9 protein-coding genes and 1 tRNA gene are annotated in these 9092 nt (G+C 70.8%); 5 read left to right on the top strand and 5 right to left on the bottom strand.

From position 1 onward, the window contains the following. From B4M60_RS05610 to B4M60_RS05595, 4 genes are all read left to right on the top strand, one after another. Positions 1-271 (top strand): PucR family transcriptional regulator (locus B4M60_RS05610; protein WP_291081097.1); only part of this gene is annotated, 271 nt, incomplete at its 5' end. 155 nt (positions 272-426) lie between these two features. Further along, positions 427-1353, top strand: coding sequence for an ACP S-malonyltransferase (locus B4M60_RS05605; protein WP_291081095.1), 927 nt, complete (start codon positions 427-429; stop codon positions 1351-1353). Between the two features lie 105 nt (positions 1354-1458). Beyond that, the gene (gene acpM, locus B4M60_RS05600; RefSeq protein ID WP_007629089.1) at positions 1459-1710 is read left to right on the top strand and encodes a meromycolate extension acyl carrier protein AcpM; all 252 of its coding nucleotides are present in this window, start codon (positions 1459-1461) and stop codon (positions 1708-1710) included. Between the two features lie 261 nt (positions 1711-1971). After that, complete coding sequence (locus B4M60_RS05595) at positions 1972-3408, top strand: acyl-CoA carboxylase subunit beta (RefSeq protein ID WP_291081089.1); 1437 nt, start codon at positions 1972-1974, stop codon at positions 3406-3408. A gap of 92 nt (positions 3409-3500) precedes the next feature. Here the strand turns inward: B4M60_RS05595 and B4M60_RS05590 are convergent, their stop codons facing one another. From B4M60_RS05590 to B4M60_RS05575, 4 genes are all read right to left on the bottom strand, one after another. Further along, positions 3501-4010 (bottom strand): DUF3145 domain-containing protein, encoded by a 510-nt coding sequence (locus tag B4M60_RS05590; protein ID WP_291081087.1) that lies wholly within the window; start codon positions 4008-4010, stop codon positions 3501-3503. A gap of 255 nt (positions 4011-4265) precedes the next feature. Further along, positions 4266-5129 carry a serine hydrolase domain-containing protein gene (locus B4M60_RS05585; RefSeq protein ID WP_291081085.1) on the bottom strand — a complete coding sequence of 288 codons (864 nt, stop codon included), beginning with the start codon at positions 5127-5129 and terminating at the stop codon, positions 4266-4268. Positions 5130-5185: 56 nt separating this feature from the next. Beyond that, the gene (locus B4M60_RS05580) at positions 5186-6766 is read right to left on the bottom strand and encodes an ABC transporter permease (protein WP_291081083.1); all 1581 of its coding nucleotides are present in this window, start codon (positions 6764-6766) and stop codon (positions 5186-5188) included. After that, positions 6763-7737, bottom strand: a complete 975-nt coding sequence (locus B4M60_RS05575; protein WP_291081081.1) for an ABC transporter ATP-binding protein — start codon at positions 7735-7737, stop codon at positions 6763-6765. Before B4M60_RS05575 ends, B4M60_RS05580 begins: the two co-directional genes overlap by 4 nt. Positions 7738-7796: 59 nt before the next feature. Here B4M60_RS05575 and B4M60_RS05570 point away from each other — a divergent pair, with 59 nt between their 5' ends. Continuing rightward, complete coding sequence (locus B4M60_RS05570; RefSeq protein WP_291081079.1) at positions 7797-8891, top strand: alpha/beta hydrolase; 1095 nt, start codon at positions 7797-7799, stop codon at positions 8889-8891. An 11-nt stretch (positions 8892-8902) separates the two neighbouring features. On the opposite strand, the gene B4M60_RS05565 is transcribed toward B4M60_RS05570, so the two are convergent. Then, positions 8903-8976 (bottom strand) — tRNA-Ile (locus B4M60_RS05565). Positions 8977-9092: the final 116 nt, after the last annotated feature.

Here is a 9092-nt window from a genome sequence, read left to right as displayed (position 1 = left end):
GGCCGCGCAGATGCTCGTCGAGCGGATCGTCACCCCGCTCCGCGGAGCCGACAGCTCACTCGAGGAGACCCTGAGGGCCTACCTCGATTCGGGTGGCCACGTCGAGGCGTGCGCGCGCGGGTTGTACGTCCACCCCAATACGGTGCGGTACCGACTCAAACGGGCGAGCCAGATAACCGACTTCGACCCCCTGGACGCCAGGGACGCGTTTGTCCTCCGAATAGCGCTCGTGCTCGGCAAGCTCGCCGAACGCAGTCCTCAGGAGAGCTAGATGGTCACTCTGATCACACCGTGTAACGAATTCCGCTTTGCGACAGATGGACGGTCGGCCAACTCGGCTTTTGTGGGAACCCCACAAGATCCGGCCGCGGTTTCTGGTTACGAGAACATCATCCGAATCGGACCAACCCGTGTTCTCTGATACTCGTGCTTTGTCTCACCGCCCCTGGACAAGGGTCCCAGAAAGCCGGAATGCTCGTGCCGTGGCTCGAGCTACCCGGCGCCTCCGACCGTCTCGACGAGTGGTCCGCCGCGAGCGGACTCGACCTCGAGCGGCTCGGCACCACGGCGACCCTGCAGGAGATCACGGACACCGCGGTCACCCAACCCCTGGTGGTGGCCTCCGCCCTCCTCGGTGCGGCGGAGCTCCGCCGACGGGGCGAGGTGCCGTCCGACTCGATCATCGCCGGCCACTCGATCGGTGAGGTGGCCGCGCTCGCGATCGCGGGCGTCATCTCGGAATCGGATGCACTCCGGCTGGCCTCCGTCCGCGGGGCCGCCATGTCGCGGGCGTGCGCCGACCGTCCCACGGGGATGATCGCCGTCCTCGGTGGGGTCGAGGCCGACGTCCTGCTCGCGCTGGAGAACGCCGGGCTCGAGCCCGCCAACCGCAACGGCGCGGGACAGATCGTGGCCGCCGGGCCGCTCGAGGCGTGTGACGCACTCGAGCAGAACCCTCCGAGCAGGGCACGCCTGCGCCGCCTCGAGGTGGCCGGGGCGTTCCACACCCGCCACATGGCCCCGGCCGTCGACGAGGTCCGGGCGCTCGCGAACACCCTCGAGGTGCGCGACCCCGGGTTGACCCTGGTGTCGAACGCCGACGGAATGGTGGTCGGCTCCGGGCGGGACGCAGTGGACCGCGTGGTCTCGCAGATCACCCACCCCGTCCGCTGGGACCTGTGCACCCAGACCATGGTCAAGCGCGGCGTGGATGCGTTCGTCGAGCTGCCGCCGTCCGGCGCGCTCGTCGGACTGGCCAAGCGGATGATGCGCGACGTCCCGCGGCACGGCGTCACGACCCCCGAGGATCTCGACGCCGCGCTCGAATCCGTCCCCGCGCTCAGCGGCGCCTAGACCACCCCCGCCCACCCCACGGTCGCCGGCCGGATCCGGCGACCTTCCTGCGACCCCGACGACGCGCCCGACCGGGCACGCCGACACCACCCGAGAGGACACCACATGGCACGCACCGAGGCCGAGATCATCGCTGGACTTGCAGAGATCGTCGAGGAGGTCACCGGAATCGAACCCTCGGAGGTGACCCCGGAGAAGTCCTTCGTCGACGATCTCGACATCGATTCGCTCTCCATGGTGGAGATCGCCGTGCAGACCGAAGACCGCTACGGGGTGGAGATCCCGGACGAGGACCTCGCCAAGTTGCGTACCGTGCAGGATGCGGTCGACTACATCCAGAAGATCGACCAGAGCTGACAACTCGTCCCGTCGCCACGGGGCGGGGACGCGATCAGGGCCGAAGGTGCGGTCGGTGCACCACGTCGAGCCCGCGTCCCCACCCCCGCACTCGGGGCATGACACGCATGACCACCCCGCACCCAGCGGGGTGACGGGCGGAAGGTCCGGCCGGGACGGGGGTCCCGGACCGATGACCTGTCGCCCACCAGCCAGTCCGGGGGTCCATCAGAGGCGCACTCTCCCTATCCGGGACGTGCGCCATGGAAAGGACTGCACTCGATGACCATCACCAGCACCATGGACCAGAACACCCAGATCGACCCGCGCGACCCCGTCGTGCGGCTCGAGAATCTCTTCGACCCCGCGTCACTGGAGTTCCTCACCGAACCCGACGCCTCGGGCGCGCTCGCCGCACGCGGGCTGATCGACGGCGTGCCCACCGTCGCGTACGCCACGGACGCCACCGTCATGGGTGGCGCCATGGGCTTGGACGGGTGCCGCCACATCGTCCACGCGATCGACGTGGCGATCGATCAGCACCTGCCGATCGTCGGGGTGTGGCACTCCGGTGGCGCCCGCCTGGCCGAGGGCGTCGAGGCGCTCCACGCCGTCGGCACCGTCTTCGAGGCCATGGTCCGCGCGTCGGGCCACGTCCCGCAGATCTCCGTGGTCCTCGGCCCCGCCGCCGGCGGTGCCGCCTACGGCCCCGCACTCACCGACGTCGTGATCATGGCGCCGGCGGGCAAGATCTTCGTCACCGGACCCGACGTGGTCCGCTCCGTCACCGGTGAGCAGGTGGACATGGAGGGCCTCGGCGGCCAGGACGTGCACCACCGCAAGTCCGGCGTCTGCCACATCGCCGCCAGCGACGAGCGGGACGCCCTGCACCGGGCCCGGCGGCTCGTCACCCTCCTGTCCTCCCAGGGGGAGTTCGACCTGCGTGCGCTCGAGGGAGACCACACGGATCTCGCGGGCCTGCTCCCCGAGTCCCCCAAGCGCGCCTACGACGTGCGCCCGCTCGTCCACGGCATCCTCGACTCGTCCGAGTTGGACGGCAGCACCACCTTCGAGGAGCTGCAGGCTAAGTGGGCCCCGAGCATCGTGGTGGGCTTCGGCCGGATCGCGGGCCGCACGGTCGGCGTGATCGCCAACAACCCGCTCCGGCTGGGCGGGTGCCTCAACTCCGAGTCCGCCGAGAAGGCCTCGCGGTTCGTCCGGCTCTGCAACGCCTTCGGCGTCCCGCTGCTCGTCCTGGTGGACGTCCCCGGTTACCTCCCGGGCGTCTCCCAGGAGTGGGAGGGCGTCGTACGCCGCGGCGCGAAACTGCTGCACGCGTTCGCCGAGGCGTCGGTCGCCCGGGTCACCCTGGTCACGCGCAAGATCTACGGCGGTGCCTACATCGCGATGAACTCCCGGGCGCTCGGCGCCTCCGCCGTGTTCGCGTGGCCGGACGCGGAGGTGGCCGTCATGGGTGCCAAGGCCGCCGTGGGTGTCCTCCACAAGCGCGCCCTGGCCGCCGCGCCGGATGACGAGCGCGAGGCCCTCCACGAGCGTCTGGCGGACGAGCACGCCGCCATCGCCGGTGGGGTGGGTCGCGCGGTCTCCATCGGGGTCGTCGACGAGGTCATCGAGCCCACCGAGACCCGGCGACGACTCGCCGAGGCCCTGAACGAGGCCTCCCACGTCCGCGGGCAGCACAAGAACATCCCGTTGTGACCTGACCGGTCCGCGCACGCGAGAACGCCCGCATCCCCAAAAGGGGGTGCGGGCGTTCTGGTGGAGCCGGGGCCGGGGTCGGGCGGGGTGGGTCAGCCGACGCGGGAGAGCCAGGTGACCTCGGCGGCGGCCGGGTGGCCTCGGAGCGGTTCGAGTGCCAGGTCCCAGGCGGTGCCGAGCTCGGCCTCGACGGCCGTATGGAACGCGGCGGGTCCTGCCGCCATGAGGAGCCGAAGCCGGTTCTCGCCGATCACCACGTCGCCGTTGGCGCCGGTCTGGCCGCGCCACATCCCCAGCTCGGGGGTGTGGGAGAAGCGTTCGCCGTCGACGAGTTCGCTCGGGTCCTCGGTGACCTCGAAGGCCAACATGGACCACTTGGCCAGGGAGTCGGCTAGGCGCGCGCCGGTGCCGACCGGACCGATCCAGTCGACGATCGCCTTCCTGGCGCCGGGCTGGGCCGGCTGGTCCTCCCAGCGCATGGCCGAGTTCGCGTCGAGGGTGCTCGCCAGAGCCCACTCGACGTGAGGGCACAACGCGGTCGGCGCGGCGTGGATGAACACCACGCCGGTCGTCGTATCCGCGAAATGATTTAGGTCAGACATCGCTTCACTCCCGACTCACTGAGGGACGTCTTCCCCAACGACCTCATGAATTCGTGTGAACGATGATGCTTATGTGATTGTTGATCACCACTGTGCCTCACGTGGTGGAATTACACCAGCGAGACTCCTGGACTCTCAGCAAAGTTACAGCACGGTGGTCCCGACGCCGGCAGCACCCGCGGCGTGTCGCGGTCCGCCTGTGTCCCGGCCGGGAATCCGGCGGCGGGGTGATCTCCTCGGACGCCGACGGGCGACTCAGCCGCCGAGCGCGTCCTCGTCCCGGGTCCGCGCGCAGGCCGCGTCGACGACCCGGTCGGACAGGGCGGGCCACAGGGGTTTGGCCCAGTCTCCGAAGTCGCGGTCGGTGAGCACGACCAGGGCCGTCTCGATCTCCGGTTCCACCCAGAGCATCGTGCCGGACTGACCGAAGTGGCCGAACGTCGACGGCGAGTTGTGCTGCCCCGTCCAGTGCGGGAACTTGGCCTCCCGGATCTCGAAGCCCAGCCCCCACGGGCACGGCTTCTGCATCCCGAAGCCGGGGACCACGCCGTCGAGACCGGGGAACTGCTCGGACACCGCCTCCTCGAGCGTCTGGGGGGCGAGCAGACGCGGGGAGACCAGTTCCCGGGCGAAGGCCGCGAGGTCAGCGAGGCTGCCCGAGGCGCCGTGGCCGGCCGACCCCTCCAGCACGGTCGACGTCATCCCGAGCGGCTCGCACACCGCCTCGACCAGGTACTCGGCGAACTCGATTCCCGTCGCCTCCGCGATGTGGTCCGCGAGGACCTCGAACCCGGCCGAGGAGTAGATGCGCCTCTCCCCCGGCGCACACCGCACTCTCCGTCGGTCGGAGAAGTCGAGCCCCGAGGCGTGGGCGAGCAGGTGGCGCACGGTCGACCCCTCGGGCCCCGCGGGGTCATCGAGTGAGATCGCCTCCTCCTCCACGGCGAGAAGCGCCGCCACCGCGACGATCGGCTTGGTCACCGAGGCCAGCCGGTACACCCGCGAACCGTCCCCCCTCGCGGCGATCACCCCGTCCGGGCCGACCACCGCCGCCGACACGTTGTCCACCGGCCACTCGTCGATCGTGGCGAGCGCCTTCTCGAGCAGATCCTGCGACATCGTGTCCTCCCTCGATGGTTCCTCGGCCGATCCCCGTGAGTGTCCCAGGTCCTCGATCACGTCCGCGGCACGTCGCGACGTCGGAACCCGACCAGCCCGGCGGCCACGAGGACCACCGTCAGCACCAGCAGCACCGCAACGCCCGTGGAGTCCACCGGACCCACGGGGGCCATGCCCACCGCGCCGAACGGGGACACGCGCATCTGCGCCTCGGTGAGCCGGAGGGTGGGACCCATGAACGTGACGACGGCGGCCGCGACGAACAGCGCCCAGGCCAGGACCTGCATCCGGGGGACCACGCCGAAGAGCGCCACCGACAGTCCCGCAAACACGAGCACCGCGGGAATCTGCCAGGCGCCGGCCGCGACGATCCTGCCCACCGATCCGGGGTCGTCGAGCGCGATGGCGGTGGTCAGCGCGAACGCGGTGGAGCCGGCGGCAACCACCACCACGGCCCCCACCGCCACTACTACGGTGTGCAGGGCCAGCCACGACCACCTGGACCGCCCGGTCGAGAGCTCGAGCTCGAGCCGCCCGGAGGTCTCCTCCCCGCGCAGCCCGGCGAGGGTCTGCAGCACGAACCCCGCCCCGAGGATCCCCACGAACACCACGAGCATCTGCACGAGCGCGTCGACGAGCGCCGGGGACTCGAGAAGGAACCCCGCGAGCGCGGGGTTCGAGACGATCGCCTCGACCACCACGTCCATCAGGGCGCCGTACATCGACATGAGCGCCACGACTCCGATCGTCCAGCCCACGAGGGAACCGAGGTGCTGGTGGACCGCCACTCCGACCCCGGAGCCCCGCCACCTCGACGCGGTCGCGGGTCCCGTGCGCGCCGGCATCATCCCCGCCCCCACGTCCCGACGCCCGGAGAGCCACAGCGCGACCGCGGCCAGCGCACCCGCCGCCGCCACGGCGACGAGGAGCGGGACGACGGTGGGGTCGCCGAACGGTCGCACCAGGCCGTGCCAGCCCAGCGGCGAGGTCCAGCTGATCCAGTTCTCCTCGGTGTCGCCGATGCCGCGGGTCACCAACGTGAGGCCGGTCAGCGCCAGCCCGGTCGCCCACACGGTGCGATTGTGGGCCAGGATCTGCGCGAGAACGGCCGTGGCGGCCGCGTACACCCAGCCGGTGGCGACGAGCGAGGCGGCGTAGTACGCGGCCCCGGTCCGGTCGACCGGGATGGTGAGGGTCGCCGCCCAGATCCCCGCACCGAGGAGGACGAAGATCCCGGCGACGACGACGAGGGCCGCCGTGACCGGGGCGAGCCGACCGATCCGGGCGGACAGCAGGAGTTCAAGCCTGCCGGTCTCCTCCTCCCGGCGGGTGGACCGGGCCGTCAGGGCGATGGCCATGATCGGAATGGCGAAGCCCACGATGAACGCGAACTCGTTCATCATGACCCCGCCCAGGGTGTCGATCCCCGCCACCCTGCCGTCGAGCATGATCATGGAGTCGCCCAGCGACGCGGCGTACGTGGCGAGCTTCTCCGGGGTGTCGTAGAGGGCGGCGATCGAGAACCCGGTGACCAAGTACATCAGGACCAGGCCGAGGATCCAGGCGGTCGCGGAGCGCCAGCCGGTACGCAGTGCGGTCCAGATCACCAGTCCGGTCCCGGCCAGGGGTGACTTCACCGCGGGCCCGCCGCATCGCCCACCGCATCGCCCGCCGCGGTGGCCTGCCCGGCGCCGGGGCCCACGGCCGAGAAGGCGTTGCGGAACAGGTCGTCGAGGCTGGGCGGCGTGGCGGTGAACGTGTGGATCCCCGCCTCGTGGAGGATGCCCGTCACCTCGCCCAGGCGGTCGGCGGAGACGTGACAACGGACGTCGTACCGCCCGGCGCCGTCGACCGCGACCCGCAACCCCTCGATGCCGTTCACCGTCGCCGGGACGGCGGGGGCCCGCTCGGTCACCGCGTGGACCTCGGTCGTGGTGTGGCGCCGCAGGTCGCTCAGGGTCCCGGAGCTCACGGTCCGCCCCTCGCGAATGATGCTCACCCGGTCCGCCAGTTCCTCGACCTCCCCCATGATGTGGCTGGACAGGAGCACGGTGGAGCCGCCGTCGACCGCCTCGCGTATGCACTCCTGGAACTCCTGCTCCATGAGCGGGTCGAGACCCGACGTGGGTTCGTCCAGGACGAGCAACTCGGCGTCGGACGCCAGCGCCGCGATGAGCGCGACCTTCTGCCGGTTGCCCTTGGAGTAGTCCCGGGTGCGCTTGGTGGGATCCAGTCGGAACCGCCCGATCAGCTCGTCCCGGCGTGCCGCGTCGAGTCCTCCCAGTGCCCGACCGAGGATGTCGATGCACTGCCCCCCGGTCAGGCGCGGCCACAGCGTCACCTCCCCGGGGACGTAGGCCAGGCGGGAATGCAGATCGACCGCATCCCGCCACGGGTCCCGGCCGAACAGCCGGACCCGCCCCGAGTCCGCCCGCATGAGCCCGAGCAGGATCCTGATGGTCGTGGACTTGCCCGAGCCGTTCGGCCCGAGGAACCCGTGGACCTCGCCGCGGCGGACCTCCAGATCCAGACCGTCGAGGGCCCTGGCCCGTCCGAATGTCTTGACCAGCCCCTCCACCCGGACGACGTCGTTCGTTGCTGCGTCCATGACCTGTCCCTTCGTCGGTTCTCCTCGATCATCCTGCCGATGCCCTGCACAATGTGGCAATGCGCTCACCCATGTCCGGACATCGGACCTACCGACCGTCGCTGCAGGACCGGCTCTCCAAGATCGTCATGACGTCGGCCGGGGCGCTCCCCGGCCCGGTGATCCAGCTGGTCGCGGGCGCCCCCGAGGCGATCGACGGGCAGCTGCTCGATCCGCACTTCCAGGCCGGGGTCAAGGCGATGTCCCTGCTTTCCGACGGGGAGTACGAGGACATGACCATCGAGAAGGCGCGCAAGACGGTCGAGAAGTCCGCGTTCACCGTCTCGGGCGACCGGATCGACCTCGCCGTCGTCTCCGACCTCGTCCTCCCGCTCGGCGGTGACGATCCGGCGCGCGCGGACCTTCCCGCCCGCCTCTACTCCCCCTCCCACGGCTCCGAGGCCCTCCCGATGCTCGTCTACTTCCACGGTGGCGGCTGGGTACTGGGGAGCGTCGACTCCCACGACGCGACGTGCCGCTACCTCGCGCGGATGGGCGGACTCAAGGTCCTCAGCGTGGACTACCGGCTCGCCCCCGAGTTCCTCTTCCCCACGGCCGTCGACGACGCGGTGGCCTCGTTCCGCTACGTCCGGGACAACGCCGCCGCGCTCGGCGTGGATCCCGACCGGATCGCGGTGGGCGGGGACAGCGCCGGCGCGAACCTCGCGACGGTCGTGTGCCACCTCACCCGCGACGCCGGGGAACGCACGCCCGACTTCCAGCTGCTGTTCGTCCCCGCCACCGACATGTCCGCGCGGACGAGGTCGTACGAGATGTTCGGCGAGGGGTTCTTCCTCACCGCGAAGAACATGGACTTCTACGAGAGCACCTACCTCCGCTCGGACGACGACCGGCTCGACCCCCGCGCCTCCCCGTTGCTGGCCGAGGACTTCTCGGGGCTCCCGCCCGCGCACGTGGCCACGGCCGGATTCGACCCACTGCGCGACGAGGGCGAGGCCTACGCGCGGAAGATGGCCGATGCCGGCGTCAAGGTGTCGATGCGCCGGCACGCGACCATGGTCCACCCGTTCGTCAACGCCGTCGGCGCCACCCCGCTCGCCAGGGCGGCCCTGTCCGAGGCGGTGGGCGCCCTCCGCATGGGACTTGCGTACTGAACGCCGTGAGGTGGGGCCAGCGGGGCTCGAACCCGCGACCAGCGGATTATGAGTCCGCGGCTCTGACCAACTGAGCTATAGCCCCCCGCACGCGCCGGGAACGTCACCGGCACGCGCGGCGCCATCGTAACAGGGCGTCGGCCGGGACCCGGACGGCTACACCAGGCGGACCTCACCGGCCGTCGTCTCTTATACACATCT

The organism is Dietzia sp. UBA5065 (assembly GCA_002415925.1).
Classification (GTDB): domain Bacteria; phylum Actinomycetota; class Actinomycetes; order Mycobacteriales; family Mycobacteriaceae; genus Dietzia.
Note: the sequence above shows the minus strand (reverse complement) of the source record. Positions and strands in the feature narration are given on the sequence as shown.

What these genes read in the sequence shown, in the direction of transcription:
- acpM (WP_007629089.1), top strand. Translation starts at nt 1,459, where the DNA reads ATGGCACGCACCGAGGCCGAGATCATCGCTGGACTTGCAGAGATCGTC.
- B4M60_RS05595 (WP_291081089.1), top strand. Translation starts at nt 1,972, where the DNA reads ATGACCATCACCAGCACCATGGACCAGAACACCCAGATCGACCCGCGC.
- B4M60_RS05590 (WP_291081087.1), bottom strand. Translation starts at nt 4,010, where the DNA reads ATGTCTGACCTAAATCATTTCGCGGATACGACGACCGGCGTGGTGTTC.
- B4M60_RS05585 (WP_291081085.1), bottom strand. Translation starts at nt 5,129, where the DNA reads ATGTCGCAGGATCTGCTCGAGAAGGCGCTCGCCACGATCGACGAGTGG.
- B4M60_RS05575 (WP_291081081.1), bottom strand. Translation starts at nt 7,737, where the DNA reads ATGGACGCAGCAACGAACGACGTCGTCCGGGTGGAGGGGCTGGTCAAG.
- B4M60_RS05570 (WP_291081079.1), top strand. Translation starts at nt 7,797, where the DNA reads ATGCGCTCACCCATGTCCGGACATCGGACCTACCGACCGTCGCTGCAG.